General features: G+C 63.8%; 18 protein-coding genes. 9 read left to right on the top strand and 9 right to left on the bottom strand.

The features are described 5' to 3' along the window. The first annotated feature begins 59 nt into the window (after positions 1-59). The 4 genes from FJ951_RS00950 (at position 60) to FJ951_RS00935 (ending at position 3,032) form a co-directional block, all read left to right on the top strand. Positions 60-539, top strand: a complete 480-nt coding sequence (locus tag FJ951_RS00950; RefSeq protein ID WP_140513022.1) for a carboxymuconolactone decarboxylase family protein — start codon at positions 60-62, stop codon at positions 537-539. Positions 540-557: 18 nt separating this feature from the next. After that, entirely contained in the window at positions 558-986 is a 429-nt protein-coding gene (locus tag FJ951_RS00945; protein ID WP_224680761.1) for a nuclear transport factor 2 family protein, read from the top strand. A 33-nt stretch (positions 987-1,019) separates the two neighbouring features. After that, a complete protein-coding gene (locus FJ951_RS00940) occupies positions 1,020-1,334 on the top strand; it encodes a hypothetical protein (protein ID WP_140513020.1) in 315 nt (104 codons plus the stop codon). A 288-nt stretch (positions 1,335-1,622) separates the two neighbouring features. Beyond that, on the top strand, positions 1,623-3,032 hold the full coding sequence (locus FJ951_RS00935) for an FAD-binding oxidoreductase (RefSeq protein WP_140497052.1): 1,410 nt from the start codon (positions 1,623-1,625) through the stop codon (positions 3,030-3,032). A gap of 151 nt (positions 3,033-3,183) precedes the next feature. Here the strand turns inward: FJ951_RS00935 and FJ951_RS00930 are convergent, their stop codons facing one another. From FJ951_RS00930 to FJ951_RS00900, 6 genes are all read right to left on the bottom strand, one after another. Continuing rightward, positions 3,184-4,611, bottom strand: coding sequence for a gamma-aminobutyraldehyde dehydrogenase (locus FJ951_RS00930; protein WP_140497054.1), 1,428 nt, complete (start codon positions 4,609-4,611; stop codon positions 3,184-3,186). Positions 4,612-4,865: 254 nt separating this feature from the next. Further along, positions 4,866-5,681: an ABC transporter permease gene (locus tag FJ951_RS00925; RefSeq protein ID WP_140513018.1), complete on the bottom strand. Its 816-nt coding sequence runs from the start codon at positions 5,679-5,681 to the stop codon at positions 4,866-4,868. Next, on the bottom strand, positions 5,671-6,636 hold the full coding sequence (locus tag FJ951_RS00920) for an ABC transporter permease (RefSeq protein WP_140513016.1): 966 nt from the start codon (positions 6,634-6,636) through the stop codon (positions 5,671-5,673). The genes FJ951_RS00925 and FJ951_RS00920 overlap by 11 nt, the downstream gene beginning before the upstream one ends. Positions 6,637-6,859: 223 nt before the next feature. Further along, positions 6,860-7,858, bottom strand: a complete 999-nt coding sequence (locus tag FJ951_RS00910; RefSeq protein WP_140513014.1) for an ABC transporter ATP-binding protein — start codon at positions 7,856-7,858, stop codon at positions 6,860-6,862. Positions 7,859-8,057: 199 nt separating this feature from the next. Continuing rightward, positions 8,058-9,212: an ABC transporter substrate-binding protein gene (locus tag FJ951_RS00905; RefSeq protein WP_140513012.1), complete on the bottom strand. Its 1,155-nt coding sequence runs from the start codon at positions 9,210-9,212 to the stop codon at positions 8,058-8,060. A gap of 125 nt (positions 9,213-9,337) precedes the next feature. Continuing rightward, on the bottom strand, positions 9,338-10,264 hold the full coding sequence (locus FJ951_RS00900) for a LysR substrate-binding domain-containing protein (protein WP_140513010.1): 927 nt from the start codon (positions 10,262-10,264) through the stop codon (positions 9,338-9,340). Between the two features lie 89 nt (positions 10,265-10,353). Between FJ951_RS00900 and FJ951_RS00895 the strand changes: the two genes are divergently transcribed. After that, positions 10,354-10,803 carry an Rrf2 family transcriptional regulator gene (locus tag FJ951_RS00895; RefSeq protein WP_140513008.1) on the top strand — a complete coding sequence of 150 codons (450 nt, stop codon included), beginning with the start codon at positions 10,354-10,356 and terminating at the stop codon, positions 10,801-10,803. Further along, positions 10,793-11,692 (top strand): NAD(P)/FAD-dependent oxidoreductase, encoded by a 900-nt coding sequence (locus FJ951_RS00890; protein WP_140513006.1) that lies wholly within the window; start codon positions 10,793-10,795, stop codon positions 11,690-11,692. The genes FJ951_RS00895 and FJ951_RS00890 overlap by 11 nt, the downstream gene beginning before the upstream one ends. Before the next feature lies 1 nt (position 11,693). Here FJ951_RS00890 and FJ951_RS00885 read toward each other — a convergent pair whose 3' ends face one another. Beyond that, positions 11,694-12,464: a DeoR/GlpR family DNA-binding transcription regulator gene (locus FJ951_RS00885; RefSeq protein WP_140497069.1), complete on the bottom strand. Its 771-nt coding sequence runs from the start codon at positions 12,462-12,464 to the stop codon at positions 11,694-11,696. A 443-nt stretch (positions 12,465-12,907) separates the two neighbouring features. On the opposite strand from FJ951_RS00885, the gene FJ951_RS00880 reads away from it, so the two are divergent. Beyond that, the gene (locus tag FJ951_RS00880; RefSeq protein WP_140497071.1) at positions 12,908-13,786 is read left to right on the top strand and encodes a phosphotransferase family protein; all 879 of its coding nucleotides are present in this window, start codon (positions 12,908-12,910) and stop codon (positions 13,784-13,786) included. A 4-nt stretch (positions 13,787-13,790) separates the two neighbouring features. Continuing rightward, on the top strand, positions 13,791-16,244 hold the full coding sequence (locus FJ951_RS00875; RefSeq protein ID WP_140513004.1) for an FAD-dependent oxidoreductase: 2,454 nt from the start codon (positions 13,791-13,793) through the stop codon (positions 16,242-16,244). Here FJ951_RS00875 and FJ951_RS00870 read toward each other — a convergent pair whose 3' ends face one another. Then, positions 16,245-16,877: a class I SAM-dependent methyltransferase gene (locus tag FJ951_RS00870; protein WP_181172189.1), complete on the bottom strand. Its 633-nt coding sequence runs from the start codon at positions 16,875-16,877 to the stop codon at positions 16,245-16,247. 104 nt (positions 16,878-16,981) lie between these two features. Here FJ951_RS00870 and FJ951_RS00865 point away from each other — a divergent pair, with 104 nt between their 5' ends. Beyond that, the gene (locus FJ951_RS00865) at positions 16,982-17,884 is read left to right on the top strand and encodes a phosphotransferase family protein (RefSeq protein WP_140513000.1); all 903 of its coding nucleotides are present in this window, start codon (positions 16,982-16,984) and stop codon (positions 17,882-17,884) included. Here the strand turns inward: FJ951_RS00865 and FJ951_RS00860 are convergent. Beyond that, positions 17,881-18,804, bottom strand: a complete 924-nt coding sequence (locus tag FJ951_RS00860; protein WP_140512998.1) for a DMT family transporter — start codon at positions 18,802-18,804, stop codon at positions 17,881-17,883. The two genes, FJ951_RS00865 and FJ951_RS00860, sit on opposite strands and share 4 nt — an antisense overlap. Positions 18,805-18,895: the final 91 nt, after the last annotated feature.

Genomic DNA, 18,895 nt, shown 5'->3' with positions numbered 1-18,895 from the left:
AATTCTTCCCATGCAGGCCAGGCGATATCGCCGTGACGGTACTGCGAAGGGAGGATGAAATGGTGAAATCAAGTCGCAAGACCAGATTGCTCGTCATCGCGGCCGGCGTCGGCGCCTTGCTGGCCCTGGCTCCGGCGCGGGCCGAGGATGCCTCGGCGACGGCAGCATACAAGGACATAGAGGCCACGCTCGGCTCCATACCGGACATGTTCAGGACTTTGCCTGACGTGGCGGTCGCCGGTGCCTGGGCCGAGATAAAGTCGATGCAGCTCAATCCCAAGACCGCACTCGACGGCAAGACCAAGGAACTCATGGGGCTTGCCGTCGCCTCGCAGATTCCTTGCCAGTACTGCGTCTACTTCCACACCGAGGCCGCCAAGCTCAACGGCGCGACCGACGAGGAGATCAAGGAAGCGGTGGCGATGGCGGCGATCGTTCGCCACTGGTCGACGATGCTCAACGGCAGCCAGGTCGACCTCACAGCCTTCAAGAAGCAGACCGACGACGTGTTCGCGGCCGTGAAGGCCAAGTCGCAGTGACACTATCGCTGCACGGCGATGATCGCCGGGCAGCACTTTGCTCATCAACCGCCCGATCGGGAAGACGGGCCCATGGAGGACGAAATGCTGACCAAGACACAGACCGTTGACGGCGCGGCAATCAAGAAAGCCATCGAAGGGCGCGACGGACAGATGCTGTCGAGCTTTTACGCCGACGATGCGGTGTTGCGGGTCGTCGACCGCAATAATCCGCCGAGCAAGCCGCGCGAGATCCGCGGCCGAGCGGCGATCAGCACATTCTGGGACGACATCTGCAGCCGGGCAATGACCCACAAGGTCGATACCACCATTGCCGATGGCGACAATCTCGCCTTCACCCAAGCCTGCGCCTACCCGGACGGGACCAAGGTGTTCTGTGCGGCGATGCTGGAACTCAAGGGCGGGCGGATTGCACGGCAGACCGTCGTGCAGGCCTGGGACGAGTAAGCGGCATCAGCCGCATCTTCGGAGGAGGAAAACATGTTCAGCGCCAGATGGCAGATCGACGCCAGGTTCGGACACAAGCAGACCGTGCTCGACCTCTTGCGGAAATGGGAATCCGAGATCGGTTTTCAGGTCGGCGTCGCCGACCTGAAGTTCCAGATCATGACGGGTTCGATCGGCGCGCGGGAGGCGACGGTCGAATCTCACCACCAGGTCGAAAGCCTGGCCCAGTTGGAAGAGTTCTTCGCCAGGATCGGCAAGATCGACGCGCATGCCAAATGGGGCAAGGAGATCGAGCCTTACGTCGTGTCGGGCACCAGCCTCTGGCAGATTTTCCGCATCGTCGAATAATGCATGTCGCCCAAAGGTGCCCATAGAACAACGATCTGAAGCGCGCCGCATCGGTCCCTTTCGACGCGACGCGCTTTCGCTACCATGACGGCTTCCGCCTGCCCGCTATGGCTCTCCCGGGCCATTTCCCCACTGGCCCTTTCGGGCGAAGCAGCGAGGAGCCGGATCGGTGCAATGTGCTCTCCTGCACCATCCTGCGCACCCGACGGATGGACGGCACAAGCAAAGCCACAAGATAAATCGTCGCGTCGAAACCATATGGCGCGGGCGCGATCAGGGAGGAAACCGATGACCGACGAAACCTATGCAAAACTGCGTGAAGGCTTGCGCGGAGAGCTGATCCTGCGCGGCGAAGCCGGCTATGAGGAGGCCCGCAAGGTCTACAACGGCATGATCGACAAGAGTCCGGCGCTGATTGCACGCTGCGTCGATGTCGCCGACGTGATCACCGCTGTAAGGTTCGCGCGCATAAACGACCTCCTCATCGCCGTGCGCAGCGGCGGCCACAACGGCGCGGGATTGGGGATTTGCGACAACGGTCTCGTCATCGACCTGTCGATGATGAAAGGCGTCCATGTCGACCCGAAAACCCGCACCGTGAGGGTCGCGCCCGGCTGCACTTCGGGCGACGTGGACCACGCCACCCATCCTTTCGCGCTCGCCGTTCCGTTCGGCATCGTTTCGACCACGGGCGTCGCCGGCCTTACCCTCGGTGGAGGAACCGGCTATCTCACGCGCAAATACGGCCTCACCATCGATAATCTGATCGAGGCCGATCTGGTGCTGGCCGATGGCAGCATGGCGAAGGCCAGCAAAAGCGAGAATCCCGACCTGTTCTGGGCGCTCCGGGGCGGCGGCGGCAATTTTGGCGTGGTAACCAGCTTCCTGTTCCAGGCTCATCCGGTGAACATGATCTTCGGCGGTCCGGTGTTCTGGGACGCCAGGCACGCGTCGGCGGTCATGCGTACCTATCGCGACTACCTGCCGGAAGCGCCGGAAGACCTCGGCGCTTTCGTCGGCCTCAAATCCGTCCCTTCGAGCGATCCTTTCCCGCGCGAGCATTGGGGCAAGCGCGCCTGTGCCATCATCTCGTGCTACAACGGCACGGAGGAGGACGGGCGCAAGGCCATGGCGCCGCTGCTGGACACCTTGCCGCCGCCAATGTTCAACTGGATGGGCGTAATGCCGTTCCCGGCGATGCAGTCGCTATTCGACCCGCTCCTTCCGAAAGGCCTGCAATGGTACTGGAAGGGCGATTTCGTCAAGTCGCTTCCCGACGAAGCGATCGCGACCCATATCGCACAGGCCGCCCAGGCGCCCAGCGAATTGTCGCTTATGCATCTATACCCGATTGACGGCGCCGTCCGCCGCGTCGGCAAGGACGAGACCGCCTGGAACGCGCGCGACGCAAGCTGGTCGATGGTCATCGCCGCCATCGACCCCGATCCCGGCAAAGCCGCCGACCTGACCGCGTGGGCACGGAATTACTGGGCGAGCGTCCATCCCCATAATGGCGAGGGCGGCTACGTGAACTTCATGATGGACGATGAAGGAGACGCGCGCTTGCAGGCGAGCTATGGCGGAAATTACGAGCGGCTGAGCCAGGTTAAGCGAACCTACGACCCATCCAATGTCTTCCGGGTCAACCTGAACATCAAGCCTGCGACATCGGCGATGCCGGGCCGGACGGCCGCGTAGTGCCGGGGTCTCGCCGCTGATGCCGTTCGGCGGCCGTGCCTGTCAAATGCAGCGCAATCGCGAAGTGGAATGGCGCTGACGACCCTCTCAAGCGGGGTCGCCGGCGCCGGCCACAGCCATATAAGATCTGCCTTTGCCGGAAGGAGACAGATTACCCGTGCGCCACCATCACATGGCGCACGGCGGTATAATCCTCCAGCGCGTAGAGCGACATGTCCTTGCCGTAACCGGACTGCTTCAGCCCGCCATGCGGCATCTCGTTGGTCAGCATGAAGTGGGTGTTGATCCAGGTGCAGCCATATTGCAGGCGAGCGGCCGTCGCCATGGCGCGCGAGACGTCCCTGGTCCACACCGACGATGCCAGCCCATAATCGCTGTCATTGGCCCAGTTCACCGCCTCGTCGACATCCGAGAAGCGGGTCACCGAGACGACCGGACCAAACACTTCGCGGCGCACGATCTCGTCCTCCTGCAAGGCGCCGGCGACGACGGTCGGCTGGTAGTAGAAGCCAGTGCCCTCGCCCGGCTTGCCGCCGGTGGTGATCTCGATGTGCTTCAATTCCGAGGCGCGCTCGACGAAGCTCGAGACACGATCGCGCTGGCGGCGCGAGATCAATGGGCCGATCTCGTTCTCGGCATCGTCCGGCAGATTGTACTTGATGGTCGACACGGCCGAGGAGAGATCGGCGACGAGCTTGTCGTAGACCTTCTTGCCGGCATAGATGCGGCAGGCGGCGGTGCAGTCCTGGCCGGCATTGTAGTAGCCGAAGGCGCGCAGGCCGTTGACCACGGCGCCGAGGTCGGCATCATCGAAGACGATGACCGGGGCCTTGCCGCCGAGTTCCAGATGCGTGCGCTTGACCGACTTGGCGGCCGCCTGCAGCACCTTCTTGCCGGTGGCGACATCGCCGGTGATCGAGATCATGTTGACCTTGGGATGGTTGATCAGCGTATTGCCGACGCTGTCGCCGCGTCCGAGCACGACATTGACGACCCCTTCGGGCAGGATTTCGGCCAGGATCTTCGCCAGTTTCAGCGCCGTCAGCGGCGTCTGTTCCGACGGTTTGAAGACGACCGTATTGCCGCCGCCGATCGCCGGCGCCAGCTTCCAGGCCATCATCATCAACGGGTAATTCCACGGCGCGATGGAAGCGACGATGCCGATCGGATCGCGCCGGACCATCGAGGTGTGGCCCGGCAGGTATTCGCCGGCTACCTGGCCTGGCATGGAACGGACGGCGCCGGCGAAGAAACGGTAGCAGTCGACGATCGCCGGGATTTCATCATTGAGCACGGCATTGATCGGCTTGCCGCAGTTCAGCGCCTCGAGCGCCGCGAATTCCCTGGCTTCGGCCTCTATGCGGTCGGCGATCTTAAGGAGATAGCCCGAGCGCTGCGCGGGCGTGGTACGCGACCAAGCCGTGAACGCCTTCCCGGCAGCCGTCACCGCCGCCTCGATCTGCGCCGGGCTCGCCTCGGGGAGATTGAGAATGGTCGCCCCGGTCTTCGGATTGAGGACCGACTCCTCGGTCTCGGTGCCTTTCTCGAACTTCGAGCCGATCAGCATCTGGGTGTCCATTGGGTTCTCCATTGGCAATAGTGAGTAGTGAATGATGAATAGTGAGTAGTGAATAGTGAATAGTGAATAGTGAATAGTGAATAGTGAATAGTGAATAGTGAGTAGTGAGTAGTGAGTAGTGAGTAGTGAGTAGTGAGTAGTGAGTAGTGAGTAGGTTTCTGCCGCGTATTCACTATCCAAAACTACTATTCACCATCCCCCCATTCACTATTCACTACTCACTACTCACTACTCACTGCTCACTGCTCACTATTTCATTTCCCGCTGCCGGCGATCTGGTCGCCGTCGCGGGTCAGGTAGTAGGCGGCGAGGATCGGCAGCAGCGTCACCAGCACCACCACCATCGCCACGACATTGGTGACCGGGCGCTGGCGCGGGCGGATCAGTTCTTCAAGCATCCAGATCGGCAGCGTCTGCTGCTGGCCGGCGGTGAAGGTGGTGACGATGACCTCGTCGAACGACAGCGCGAAGGCCAGCATGCCGCCGGCAAGCAGCGCCGTGGCGATGTTGGGCAACACGATATGCCGGAAGGTCTGGAAACCATCCGCGCCGAGATCCATCGAGGCCTCGATCATCGAGCCCGAGGTGCGGCGGAAGCGGGCAACGGCATTGTTGTAGACGACAACCACGCAGAAGGTGGCGTGGCCGAGCACGACCGTCCAGAACGAGAACGGAATGTCGGCCAGCGCGAAAGCCGAACGCAGCGCAATGCCGGTGATGATGCCGGGCAGCGCGATCGGCAGGATGACCAGCAGCGAAATGGTTTCACGGCCGAAGAATTTCGTCCGTGACACCGCGGCGGCGCACAGCGTGCCGAGAACCAGCGCGATGGCCGTCGAGATGGCGGCGACGCGCACCGAGAGCGACAGCGCTTCCCACACGTCCGGCCGGTTCCAGGTGACAGCGAACCACTGCGTGGTGAGCCCCGGCGGCGGCCAGACGAAGCTCTTCTCCTCCGTCGTGAAGGCATAGACGAAGATCAGCAGGATCGGCAGATGCAGGAACAGCAACCCGCAAGCGGCGGCGATTTTGAGGCCAAGCGGAGCCGATTGGGCACGGTCAGAGCGCATCGAAGGCCCCCATGCGCTTGGCGCCCCAGAGATAGAAGCCCATGATGACGATGGGCACGACAGTGAAGGCGGCGGCGAGCGGGATGTTGCCGGCCGTGCCTTGCTGCGAATAAACGGCCTGGCCGATGAACAGGCGCGACGTGCCGATGATCTGCGGGATGATGTAGTCGCCCAATGTCAGCGAAAAGGTGAAGATCGAGCCGGCGACGATCCCCGGCAGCGCCAGCGGGAACAGCACATTGCGGAAGGTCTGGCCCGGCGAGGCACCGAGATCGGAAGAGGCCTCGACCAAATTGCCGGGCACGCGCTCGAGGGCTGCCTGCACCGGCAGGATCATGAAGGGCAGCCAGACATAGACGAAGACGATGAAGGTGCCGGTGAAGGACACCGACAGCGAGTTGCCGCCGACGACCGGCAGCGACAGCCACGCATCGAGCAACCCCAACAGGTTCAGCTTGGCGAGCAGCCAGGTGAGAATGCCTTCCTTGGCCAGGATCAATTTCCAGGCGTAGATCTTGACCAGGTAGCTCGACCACAGCGGCAGCATGACGCCGAGATAGAACAGCGCTTTCCAGCGGCCGCGCGCATAGCGCGCCGCGTAATAGGCAATGGGGAAAGCGACGACAGCCGAGGCCAGCGTCACCAGGGCCGCCATCGTCACCGTGCGCAGAATGATGTCCAGATTGGCGGCCTGCAACAGGTCGCCATAGGTCTTCAACGTGAACTCACGGTTGATAAGCCCGGAGAACTCGTCGATCGAGAAAAAGCTCTGCGCCAAAAGAGCGAACAACGAGCCGATATAGACGATGCCGAGCCACAGGACCGGCGGCAGCAGCATAAGCAGAAGGAGCAGTTGCGGCCTGCGCCAGAAGAGGTCGGAGAGCGCGCCGCGTATGCCGCCGCTGCCGGGCAGGATGGCAGGGGCTGGGCTGGGGTTGAGCGCGGCAATGGTCATGGGGCCGCCGTGTGCTGAAGAGAATTATATGAGAGGCCGCGTTCTGCGTCGCCCCCCTCTGTCCTGCCGGACATCTCCCCCCCACGGGGGGAGATTGGCAATTTCTCAGCCTCGCCAATTCTGCGACGTTGGAAATTGGCGAAACCCGAAAGGGCAGCCAATCTCCCCCCTTGCGGGGGAGATGTCCGGCAGGACAGAGGGGGGTGCTTCGCGCAAGCCTTCATCACACCGCCTCGTCCATCAAATGCAGGCTCTCCCGGTTGAAGGTGAGCACCACCGCCTCGCCTTCCCTGGGCAAGGCCGTACCGGCAGGCACGATGGCGTGCAATTTCAGACCGTCGGCATCGAGCGCCAGCCTGGTGGTCGCCCCGAGATAGTTAGTTGAGACGAGGCGCGCGGCCACGCCGTCGCCTTTCGCGGTGCGGCCGACGCGGATCGATTCGGGTCGCAGGCTGCCCCAGCGGCGCTGGCCGCAATAGCGCTGGACGAAATCCGGCGGCAGCACGTTGGAGGAACCGACGAAATCGGCGACGAAGCGAGTGCTCGGCCGCTGGTAGATATCTTCCGGCGTGCCGATCTGCATGATCCTGCCGTCGTTGAAGACGGCGACGCGATCGGCCATCGACAGCGCCTCGCCCTGATCGTGGGTGACGAAGACGAACGTTATGCCGAGCGCCTTTTGCAGCGACTTCAGCTCTTCCTGCATGTTCTCGCGCAATTTGAGGTCGAGCGCGCCGAGCGGCTCGTCGAGCAGCAGCACCTTGGGCTGGTTGACCAGTGCGCGGGCCAGCGCGACGCGCTGGCGCTGACCGCCGGAAAGCTGGCCAGGGCGGCGGGCGCCGTAGCCGGGCAGCCTGACCAGCGACAGCGCCTCTTCCGCTGCCTTGTGCCGCCCGGCTTTGCCGACGCCCTTGACCATCAAACCATAGGCGACATTGTCGAGCACATCGAGATGCGGGAACAGCGCATAGTCCTGGAAGACGGTGTTGACGTTGCGGCGATAGGGCGGAACACCCTCGGCGCGCTCGCCGAAGATCGAAATCGAACCCGCCGTCGGCTGCTCGAAGCCGGCAATGAGGCGCAGGCAGGTCGTCTTGCCGGAGCCCGACGGCCCGAGCATGGCGAAGAACTCGCCAGGCACGATTTCGAGGTCGACCGTGTCGACGGCGCGCACGCTGCCGAAATGGCGCGAGACTTTTTGAAAGGAAACGGCTGAGGTCATGGGGTGTCAGTCTCTTGCCGATTGGGTTCTCTTCGGTCGCCCGCAATCGTGGCTGGACGGCGAACGCGCGCCACTTACCTCCCCTCGATGCGGGAGGTCGCGGCGAAGTCGCGGGTGGGGGTGCTCTGGCACAGACCGCCGCGACGCCCCGCCCCGACGCTGCGCGTCGACCCTCCCCACAAGGGGAGGGTGAAGAAAATCATCGCCCGCCGATGACGCCGATATAGTCCGACACCCAGCGGTAATAGGGCACGCACTGGTCGTTCTGGGTGGCGCATTTGGTCACCGGCGTCTTCCAGAACTTGATCTTGTCGAAGTTTTCGTAGCCGTTGGTCTTGCAGCCTTCGTCGGTCAGGAGCTCGTTGCCCTTGCAGGCGGCGGGGACGACCGGCAGCGAGCCGAACCAGGCCGAGACGTCGCCCTGCACCTTGGGCGAAAGCGAGTGTTCGAGCCACATATAGGCGCAGTTCGGATGTGCCGCGTCGGCCTCCATCATAGTGGTGTCGGCCCAGCCGGTGACGCCTTCCTCCGGCACGGTCGAGGCGATGGGCTTCTTGGCCGCGATCAGCGTGTTGACCTGGTATGGCCACGAGCCGGAGGCAACCACGCCTTCGTTCTGGAAATCGTCGACCTGGATGGCGGCATCGTGCCAGTAGCGGCCGACCAGCGTGCGCTGGACGCGCAGCAACTCGAGCGCGGCCTTGTATTGGTCCTCGTTCAACTCGTAGGGGTCCTTGATGCCGAGCTCCGGCTTGTGGAACATCAGGTAGTTGGCGGCATCGGCGATGTGGATCGGGCCGTCATAGGCCTGGACGCGGCCCTTGTTTGATTTGCCGTCCGGCAGCTTCATCTCCTCGAAGACGATGTTCCAGCTCTTGGGCGCTTCCTTGAAGACATCGGTATTGTACATCAGGACGTTCGGCCCCCACTGGTAGGGGACGCCATAATGAACCTTGTCGACGGTGAACCAGGGGGCGTCCTTGATGCGGTCGTCGACCGTCTTCCAACTCGGGATGAGGTCGGTGTTGATCGGCTGCACGCGCTTGCCGGCAACGAGGCGCAGCGATGCATCGCCCGAAGCGGTGACGAGGTCGAAGCCGCCCTCGTTCATCAGCGAGACCATCTCGTCCGACGTGTTGGCGGTCTTGACGTTGACCTTGCAGCCGCTTTCCTTCTCGAAGGCGGTGACCCAGTCATAGCCCTTGTCGGTTTCGCCACGCTCGATATAGCCCGGCCAGGCGACGATATCGACCTCGCCTTCACCCTTGCCGAGTTCCGTGACCTGAGCGATGGCCTGGCCGGAGAAGGTCAGCGCGACCGTCAATGCAGTGCATGACTTCAGGAATGAATTCATCATCGATCTCCCATTGATAGGCCCGCGCTTCGGCGGCGGCTTTGTTCCCTGAAGCGAAGTTGCTGTGAAAATCCCGGTTTCGCAAATTCATTTATCAGAAGGGGGATATCGGTTTTTCCGATAGATCAGCGGCCGTTCTTGTCGGGGCGCTGGCGAACCATGCGCTGCGACTGCGCCAGACCGATGAAATCGCGCGCAGCCTGCGGCAGGCCGGAGCCGCGGCGCCAGACCATCCCGACCTGGACGACGGGTAGGGCACCGGAGACGTCGCGCGACTCGATGCGGTCGCCTTCCAGCGACCACGGCCGGTAGACGAGGTCGGGCAGCAGCGCCACGCCCGCGCCGGTGGCGACGAGGCTGCGCACCGCTTCGACCGAACGGGTGCGGAAGGCGACATGCGGCTTGGCGCCGATTGCCGTCAGCAACTTGCCGGTGTTCTCCTCGATCTCGTCGACGGTCAGCATGATCAGCGGCTCCGAAGCGATGTCGCCGATGCCGATGATGTCGGCGCCGGCGAGCGGATGCCCGAGCGGCAGCCACAGGCGGTAAGCCGAGACTTCAAGGATTTCCGATTGCAGCGCGGTTCGGTCGCGCAGATTGGACGTGACCATCACGGCGATGTCCAGCTTGCCGCCGATCAGCAGATGCTCGAGATAGTCGCCATTGTCCTCGATTGCCGAGACCTCGACGCCGGGATAGGCACGACGGTAGCGGGAAAGCAGGTCCGACAGCACATAGCCGGCGACCAGCGAGGTGACGCCGAGCTGCAGCCGGCCGCCCGCTGTCGCCTGCTCGCCGAGGAAGGCGCGGCGCGCATCGGACACATCGGCCAGGATCTTGGTGGCATGACGCAGGAACTGGTGGCCCTTGTGGGTGATGTTGAGGCCGCGCGGATGGCGGTCGAATAATTCGACGCCGAGATCGCCTTCGAGCTCCTTGATCGCTTCGGTGACCGAGGATTGCGAAATGGAGAGGTTCTGCGCGGCACCCGACACCGTGCCCTGCTCGGCGACGGCGATGAAGAACTGCAACTGGCGGATGGTGAAAGCCATGGCCGGACTAAACACGGCGGGGACGACACTGGGAAGTGGAAACGGATCGGCAACTTGACGGCCCCCAGAATTGTAACTAAATAAGTTACATGAAACGCAACAGCCGGCTGTCTTCCACCTTGCACATTCTGGTCCACATGGCCGAGAAGCCCGAGCGGGCGCTGACCTCGGAGCAGCTTGCCACCTTCATCCATACCAATCCGGTCGTGGTGCGCCGCACCATCGCGGGGTTGCGGGATGCCGGCATCGTCACCTCTTCACGCGGACATGGCGGCGGCTGGCTGCTCGGGCGCCCGCCCGACGAGATCTCGCTGGCCGAAATCAGCGCCGCGCTTGGCGAGACGCTGCTGCCGTTCGGCACCGAGCCGGAGAGCCCCGGCTGCCTTGTCGAGCAGGCCGTCATCGCCGTCCTCGACGATTTTCGGATCGCGGCGGAGAAGCTGCTGGCGGAGAAGCTCAGCCGTATCACGCTGGCCGACCTGACCGCCGACTTCCGCCGCCGTTACGACCTCATCGGAGTCTCCAGCCATGCAGTATGATCTTGCCGTCGTCGGCGGCAGCTTTGCCGGCTTGTCCGCCGCCATCCAGGCGGCCCGGGCCCGGCGCAACGTCCTGGTGATCGACGCCGGCCAGCCCCGAAATCGGTTCGCCGCGCATTCGCACGGCTTCCTCGGCCAAGACGGGCGCACGCCAGGCGCCATCCTGGAGGAGGCAAGACGGCAGTTGCTAGCCTATCCGACGGCTCGCCTTGTCAAGGGACGTGCGGACAAGGCGGTCGCCAATAGCAGCAGCGACTTCGAAATCAGCACAGAGGGCGGCGAGACCTTTGGCGCCGCGCGGCTGGTTCTGGCCACCGGCGTGCGCGACATCCTGCCGGAAGTTCCCGGGCTTGCCGAGCAGTGGGGCAAGACCGTGCTGCACTGCCCCTATTGCCACGGCTACGAGGTTTCCAGCGGGCCGCTTGGCGTGCTGGCGACCGGACCCATGTCCCTGCATCAGGCGCAGTTGATCGCCGACTGGGGCGACGTCACGCTGTTCGGCAATCGCCTGATCGAGCCCGATGCCGAACAGATGTCTGTCCTGGAAGGCAAGAATGTGAGGTTCGAACCCGCTGCGGTCGCCGAACTGCGGGAGGATGGCGCGGGCGGCTTGACGGTGATCCTCGACGGCGGCCGAAAGGCGGGGGTTCGCGCGATATTCACCGCGCCGCGCAATACAATGGCGAGCCCGGTGGCCGAACAGCTCGGTTGCGGCTTCACGGACGGTCCCCTTGGCCCGGTGATATCAATCGATGACAGGCAGCAGACGACGGTTCCCGGCGTCTACGCCGCCGGGGACGCGTCACGCGCGATGCACAACATCGCCTTCGCCGTATCGGGCGGCGCCTTCGCCGGCATATGCGCCCACCAGTCGCTGGTATTCGGTTAGCTCAGGCTGCCTCGCCCGCGACGCTGAGCCGCGCGCCGGCCTGCGCCAGGCCGGCAGCGATGTCGCGCGGCGGCGGCCGGTCGGTGGCGAGCTCGGAAAAGCCATCGAAGCCGCAGACCTGGACCAGGCCTTGGCGCCCGAACTTGGAATGATCGGTGACGACGAGCGAACGCTGGCCGCGCGACAGCACCATGCGGGCGAACTCGGCCTCGTCGAGATCGTAATCCATGACACCCGTCACCGCATCGACGGCACCCGTCGAGATCACCGCATGGCTGACCGAGAAGCGGCTGACGAAGTCGATGGCCGAGGCGCCGAAGGCGGCGCCGGAATCGCTGCGCAGCTCACCGCCGGCCATGTAGACCTTGTTGCCGTTGACGGTGGCCAGCGTGCGGGCGATGTCGGATGAGTTGGTGACGACCGTCAGCCGCCGATGGCCGAGCAGTTCACGCGCCAGGAACGAGGTGGTCGTTCCCGTGTCGAGCATGATCGATTCGCCGTCGCGGATGGTGGCGGCGACCATGCGGGCGATGAGGCGCTTGGCCTCGGCGTTCTCGCGCATGCGCCGTTCGAACGGCGCTTCGCCGATCGTCGACGGCAGGCCGACGGCGCCATGCATCTTCAGGAGCGAGCCGTCGCTGGTGAGGGGCTTGACGTCGCGGCGAACGGTTTCCAGCGAGACGCCTAGCCGGTCGGCCAGGCTGGCGATGGTGACGGTGCCTTCCTCCTGCAGAAACCGCAGGATTTCGCCGTGCCGCTTGGAATGGCTCATCGGGTCATTTCCAGTCGCGCCATGATGCAGTGACCGCTTCTATGGCAAATCTGCCGCATAATACAAGGAATCTCGAAAGAATACGGGCAGGAAAGCAGAAAAAGCCACAGAATCTCGTTGACAACGTGGCTTACCCGGCGTGACACTGATGCCGTGTCAGGCTCGCACTGCCACGGAAAAGCGATAGCGGAGCCTGATCCGAATTTGTGTGCCCCAAGGTCTGGAAACTGCCTGACGCGAGGGCGACTGGAAGAATTTTCTCATCCGCGGGGGCGGATGCCGGCCTCGAAGAGCCCGGCACGTGGGGCTCGTCGGTGCGGCGCGGGATACCGATCCCGAATGCCGCGCCGGCGAGGTCTTTGCCAGAACGAGCGTCCGGACAAACGGCGGGTCGCCACGGCGGCGCCGCCCCGTCGGCGCCTTGCCGTACGAAGGGCGAATTCATGACGGCCGAGGACCGCATCCGCGCCCTGCCTTGCTGGACAGGCAGCGTCGAGATCGAGCCGCTGCCCGGCGGCCTGAGCAATGCCAATTATCGGGTTAAGGACGCCGCCGGGAGGCATGTCGTGCGTTTCGGCAGGGACTATCCCTTCCACCACGTCTTTCGCGAGCGTGAGGTGATGACCGCACGCGCCGCGCATGCCGCCGGTTTCGCGCCGGCGGTCCGCCATGCCGAACCCGGCATTCTCGTGACGGAGTATCTCGGCGCCAAGACCTGCCTGGCTGAGGACGTGCGCGCCAATCTCGGCCGTGTCGCCGCCCTGATGCGCGGCTTCCACCGCGAGATGCCCAACCACGTCTCCGGTGCCGGCTTCATGTTCTGGGTGTTCCACGTCATCCGCGACTATGCGCGCACGCTGGAGGACGCCGGCAGCCGCAAGGCGAGCGACCTGCCGCGTCTGCTGATGCTGGCCGACGAGCTCGAACGCGCCCAGAAACTGCTGCCGATCGTGTTCGGCCACAATGATCTTTTGCCGGCGAATATTCTCGACGACGGCAGCAGGCTATGGCTGATCGACTTCGAATATGCCGGCTTCAATACCGCGATGTTCGACCTTGCCGGCGTCGCCTCGAACGCCGGCATGAGCGACGAGGAATCCTTCGCCTTCCTGACCGCTTATTTCATGAAGGAGCCGGACGAGGCGATCCGCCGCTCGCATGCAGCCATGCAATGCGCCTCGCTGCTGCGCGAGGCGATGTGGAGCATGGTTTCGGAACTCTACCTCGACGTGCCCGGCATCGACTACGTCGCCTACACGGAAGAGAACCTGACGCGGCTCGATGCCGCGCTGGAAAACTACCGGACAAAATACGGGACCTGAATTCATGACCTTGCCAACCCAGGCAGCGATCGTCGTCATCGGCGGCGGCATTATCGGCTGCTCGACGGCCTACCATCTGGCCCGCGACCACAAGGCAGATGTGGTGCTGCTCGAACAGGGCAAGCTGACTTCGGGCTCGACCTGGCACGCCGCCGGCCTGGTCGGGCAGCTGCGCTCGTCGGCCTCGATCACCCGCGTGCTCAAATATTCGGTCAACCTCTACAATGGGCTGGAGGCCGAGACCGGCCTTGCCACCGGCTGGAAGATGAGCGGGTGCCTGCGCCTTGCCACCAATGCCGACCGCTGGACCGAGTACGAGAGGCTGGCGACGACAGCGAAAAGCTTTGGCATGGACATGCAGTTGCTGTCGCCGGCGGAGGTCAAGAACATGTGGCCGCTGATGGAAACCGGCGATCTCGTCGGCGCTTCCTGGCTGCCGACCGACGGTCAGGCGAGCCCATCCGACGTCACCCAGTCGCTGGCCAAGGGCGCGCGCATGCATGGCGCAAGGCTTTACGAGGAAGTCCGCGTCACCGGCTTCGAGATCAAAGGCGGCCGCATCATTGCGGTGAAGACCAGCATGGGCGACATCGCCTGCGACAAGGTGGTGAACTGCGCCGGACAATGGGCGCGGCAGGTTGGCGCCATGGCCGGCATCAACGTGCCGCTACAGCCGGTGAAGCACCAGTTTATCGTCACCGAGAAGATCGACGGGCTGGCGACCGATGTCCCGACCATCCGCGACCCGGACCGGCGCACCTATTTCAAGGAAGAGGTCGGCGGGCTGGTGATGGGCGGCTATGAGCCAAACCCGCAGGCCTGGACGACTGATCTCCCCGGAGGCGACGTGCCCAATGACTGGGAGTTCCGGCTGTTCGACGACGACTATGATCATTTCGAACAGCACATGAGCCAGGCGATCGCGCGCGTGCCGGCGCTGGAAACCGTCGGCGTCAAGCAGATGATCAACGGGGCCGAGAGTTTCACGCCGGACGGCAATTTCATCCTCGGCGTGGCGCCCGAATGCGCCAACATGTTCGTCGGCGCCGGCTTCAACGCCTTCGGCATCGCTTCGGGCGGCGGCGCCGGCTGGGTGCTGGCGCAATGGGTGGTCGATGGCGAGGCGCCGTTCGATCTGTGGGTCGTCGACATCAGGCGCTTTTCCAGCCTGCAGCGCGACCGGCACTGGGTCCGCGAGCGCACGCTGGAAGCTTATGGCAAGCACTACACGATCGGCTTTCCGCATGAGGAGTATCTTTCCGGCAGGCCGCGCATCGTTTCGCCGCTGTACAACAGGCTGAAACAGCATCGCGCCGTGTTCGGTTCGAAGCTCGGCTGGGAGCGGCCGAATTGGTTCGCCCCCGAAGGCGTCGAGCCCCGTGACGTCTATTCCATGGGCCGGCAGAACTGGTTTTCAGCCGTCGGCGACGAACATCGCCATGTGCGCGAGAAGGTCGGCATCTTCGACCAGTCGTCCTTCGCCAAATACGAACTGACCGGGCCCGACGCGCCGAAGGCGCTGGACTGGATTTGCGCCAATGACGTCAACAAGCCGACCGGCCGGCTGACCTATACGCAGCTTCTCAACACGCGCGGCGGCATAGAGGCCGACCTCACCGTGTCGCGGTTCGGCGAGGACAGGTTCTATATCGTTACCGGCACGGGCTTCCGCACCCATGACCTGTCCTGGATCAGCGACCATGTCGAAAAGGAGCTCGACATCACGCTCACCGACGTCACCGAGGATTTCGGCACGCTGTCGCTGATGGGACCGCGCGCCCGCGAAGTGCTGGCCGGCGTGACCGATGCCGACGTTTCCAACAGCGGTTTCCCATTCGGCCATGCCCGCGAGATTGTCGTTGCCGGCCACACCGTGCGGGCGTTGCGCGTCACCTATGTCGGGGAACTCGGCTGGGAGCTGCACGTGCCGATCTCCGCAACCGGCGAGATCTTCGACGCGTTGATGTCGGCAGGCAAGCAACATGATATCCGCCCGGTCGGCTACCGGGCCCTGGAATCGCTGCGACTGGAAAAGGGCTATCGCGCCTGGGGCTCCGATATCACCCCCAACGACACGCCGCTGGAAGCCGGCCTCGGCTGGGCGGTGAAGCTTCGCAAGAACACGGATTTCGTAGGGCGGCGCGCCTTGGAGAAAATCACTGGCGGGCCATTGAAGAAGCGTTTCGCCGGCTTCACGGTCGACGATCAGGACGTCGTGCTCGTCGGGCGCGAGACGATCCTGCGCAATGGCGAGCCGGTCGGCTATCTCAGCAGCGGCGGCTATGGCTACACCGTGGAGAAGAACATCGGCTACGGCTATGTGCGCAATGCCGACGGCGTGAGCGACGATTTTCTCGCCTCGGGCCGCTATGAGCTGGTCGTGGCGATGCAGCGCACGCCGGCAAAGATCCATCTCGAGCCGATGTATGATCCGGCCGGGAACAGGATCAAAGCCTGATCAGTTCACACGCAAGGCGAGGCAGCGGCTGGGCACCGTGTCGGCCTCGCCCGGCATCGAGACGTACGGGCGCGTTTCCTCGATGCGGGTGACCAGCCCCTGAGCCTCCAGCTCAGCGACTCGCGCGTTAAAGCCTAGATCCCAGATCGTGTTCTTGACCGTCAGCACGATCACGCCGCCCGGCCGGCAGATGCGGATCAGTTCGTCCAGCCCTTCGGCACCGACATGGCCCGAGGTAAAGACGCCGGCCGAGATCACCCCGGCATAGGCATTGTCGGCAAAGGGCAGCGGCCCGCCAAGCGCAAGGCAATGCAGGGCCGAATAGACGCCCTTGCGCTCTGCCTGATCCAGCATGCCTTGCGAGATGTCGAGCGCCTCGACCTCGGGATAGCCGGCAATGTCCAGCCATTCGCCGATGAGCCCGGTGCCGGCCCCGGCATCGAGCAGCGGGGCCGAGCCACGCGGCAGATGCCTTGCCAGCAAGGCCAGGCAGATGGTGGGATGGCGATAGCCGGCAGCCGACATGTCGCTGTCGTAGGTCTGCGACCAACGGTCATAGAGCGCCGCCACTTCTTCCGGGCGCTTGGCCGCGTAGGCAGCGCCAAGCGCGCCCTTATGCTTGCTGTCGGTCACTTTCGTCCTGTCCGCCATGCCCTAAATTGGTCTCGCACGGATGATAGCCAAAGCACGAATTTTGTGGAACCGTCTCTGCGACAAATAACAGCGGGGGAGCGGGCATGACAATGGACGAGGCACGGACAAAACTTGCCGCCATTCCCATGCTGGCCGGCTATAACGGGACGCTGGAGCGGCTTGGCGGCCTCACCAACCTGGTTTTCAAGGCCGGGGACTTCTGCCTGCGCATTCCAGGCAAAGGCACCGAGGAATATATCAACCGCGCCAATGAGGCGGTGGCGGCGCGCGAGGCGGCTAAGGCAGGCGTCAGCCCCGAGGTGCTGCATGTCGATCCGGGCACCGGCGTGATGGTGACGCGCTTCATCGCCGGCGCCGTAACCATGTCGCCGGAAAAATTCAGGCTTCGGCCGGGCAGCCCGGCGCGTGCGGGAGAGGCCTTCCGCAAGCTGCATTCGTCCGGTGCGGTGTTTCCGTTCCGTTTCGAACTGTTCGCGATGATCGATGACTATCTGAAGGTGCTGTCGACCAAGGAGGTCGCCCTGCCCGCCGGCTATCACGACGTGGTGCGCGAGGCCGGTGGCGTGCGCGCGGCGCTGTCGGCCCACCCGCTGCCCGTCGTCGCCTGTCATTGCGACCCGCTGTGCGAGAATTTTATCGATGCGGGTGACAGGATGTGGATCGTCGACTGGGAATATTCAGGAATGAACGATCCGCTCTGGGATCTTGGCGACCTCTCCGTCGAAGGCAAGTTCGATGCCGCGCAGGACGAGGAGATGATCCGCGCTTATTTCGGGGGCGAGGCGAAACCGGCGGAGCGAGGGCGCATCGTCATCTACAAGGCGATGTGCGACCTGTTGTGGACGCTGTGGGGACTGATCCAGCTCGCCAACGACAATCCCGTCGACGATTTTCGGGCCTATGCCGACGGCCGCTTCGCGCGCTGCAAGGCGCTGATGGAGACGCCGGAATTTTCACGGCACCTGGCGGCGATCCGCGAGGGCTAATTCACGCCCTTCGGCACGTTTTCAGGCGGCACCGTCGTGTCGACCACCTTCTGGCGATGGAAGATGAACAGGCCAGCCAGCACGACGATGCCCGAGCCGATGAGGATGCGCGGGCCGGGAACGTCGCCGAAGAACGCCAGCCCGAAGACCACCGCCCATAGAAGCAGCGTGTAGTGCAGCGGCGCCAGCGTCGAGGCCGGCGCCAGCTTGAGCGCCCGCGTGATCATCAGATGGGCGCCGCAGGAGACGATGCCGAGCAGCAGCATGGCGCCGAAATCGAGCGCCGACGGCGTCTGCCAGGCGCCGATGGTCAGGGCGCCGCCGACCAGCAGCGTGCCGATGGTCTGCCATGTCACCAGATTGGTGTCGCTGGTGCCGCGCAAACGCCGGTTGAGGATGATGGCGAAAGCGAAGGCAATGCTGCCCGCCAGCGCGAAGCCCGACGACAGCGAGAAAGCCGCCGAGGAGGGCTTGAGCATGATCAGCACGCCGCAGAAGCCGAGCAGGATCGCCATCCAGCGGCGCCAGCCGACCTTCTCGCCAAGCAGGAGATGCGAGAGTGCCGCCACATAGATCGGCCCGGCCATATAGAAGCTCATCACATCCGCAAGCGGCAGATAGACGACGGCGGCATAGAAGAGCCCGGTATCGAGCGTGGTCATGATGACGCGCAGGACCTGCAATTCGGGCCTTTCCATGCGGAACAGCTTGGCGGCGCCCTGGTGGGCGATCATCGGACCGAGCACGAAAAACGCGCCGATCGACCTGATCAGAACCACCTGGCCGACGGAAAAGCTGGCGACCAGCCATTTGCCCATGGCGTCGTTGAGTGCAAACAGGAAGTCGCCGGCCAGCATCAGCAGAATGCCGGCCAGAAGCACGTTCCTGATTGTGGTATTCTGCGCCACGGGTTGCGTCATGCCGATCCCTTACCTGTCCAGGCCGCGTCGTAGACGGAAGCGGCCGTTTTGACGAGGAGAAATCCGGGAATCGGCAAGGCCAGCGCCGGAA

The organism is Mesorhizobium sp. B2-2-3, from assembly GCF_006442405.1.
GTDB lineage: Bacteria > Pseudomonadota > Alphaproteobacteria > Rhizobiales > Rhizobiaceae > Mesorhizobium.
This window is presented reverse-complemented; position numbering and strand designations above follow the sequence as displayed.

Coding starts and splice junctions, on each gene's coding strand:
- FJ951_RS00950 (WP_140513022.1), top strand. CDS start 60: ATGGTGAAATCAAGTCGCAAGACCAGATTGCTCGTCATCGCGGCCGGC.
- FJ951_RS00945 (WP_224680761.1), top strand. CDS start 558: ATGATCGCCGGGCAGCACTTTGCTCATCAACCGCCCGATCGGGAAGAC.
- FJ951_RS00940 (WP_140513020.1), top strand. CDS start 1,020: ATGTTCAGCGCCAGATGGCAGATCGACGCCAGGTTCGGACACAAGCAG.
- FJ951_RS00935 (WP_140497052.1), top strand. CDS start 1,623: ATGACCGACGAAACCTATGCAAAACTGCGTGAAGGCTTGCGCGGAGAG.
- FJ951_RS00930 (WP_140497054.1), bottom strand. CDS start 4,611: ATGGACACCCAGATGCTGATCGGCTCGAAGTTCGAGAAAGGCACCGAG.
- FJ951_RS00925 (WP_140513018.1), bottom strand. CDS start 5,681: ATGCGCTCTGACCGTGCCCAATCGGCTCCGCTTGGCCTCAAAATCGCC.
- FJ951_RS00920 (WP_140513016.1), bottom strand. CDS start 6,636: ATGACCATTGCCGCGCTCAACCCCAGCCCAGCCCCTGCCATCCTGCCC.
- FJ951_RS00910 (WP_140513014.1), bottom strand. CDS start 7,858: ATGACCTCAGCCGTTTCCTTTCAAAAAGTCTCGCGCCATTTCGGCAGC.
- FJ951_RS00905 (WP_140513012.1), bottom strand. CDS start 9,212: ATGAATTCATTCCTGAAGTCATGCACTGCATTGACGGTCGCGCTGACC.
- FJ951_RS00900 (WP_140513010.1), bottom strand. CDS start 10,264: ATGGCTTTCACCATCCGCCAGTTGCAGTTCTTCATCGCCGTCGCCGAG.
- FJ951_RS00895 (WP_140513008.1), top strand. CDS start 10,354: ATGAAACGCAACAGCCGGCTGTCTTCCACCTTGCACATTCTGGTCCAC.
- FJ951_RS00890 (WP_140513006.1), top strand. CDS start 10,793: ATGCAGTATGATCTTGCCGTCGTCGGCGGCAGCTTTGCCGGCTTGTCC.
- FJ951_RS00885 (WP_140497069.1), bottom strand. CDS start 12,464: ATGAGCCATTCCAAGCGGCACGGCGAAATCCTGCGGTTTCTGCAGGAG.
- FJ951_RS00880 (WP_140497071.1), top strand. CDS start 12,908: ATGACGGCCGAGGACCGCATCCGCGCCCTGCCTTGCTGGACAGGCAGC.
- FJ951_RS00875 (WP_140513004.1), top strand. CDS start 13,791: ATGACCTTGCCAACCCAGGCAGCGATCGTCGTCATCGGCGGCGGCATT.
- FJ951_RS00865 (WP_140513000.1), top strand. CDS start 16,982: ATGACAATGGACGAGGCACGGACAAAACTTGCCGCCATTCCCATGCTG.
- FJ951_RS00860 (WP_140512998.1), bottom strand. CDS start 18,804: ATGACGCAACCCGTGGCGCAGAATACCACAATCAGGAACGTGCTTCTG.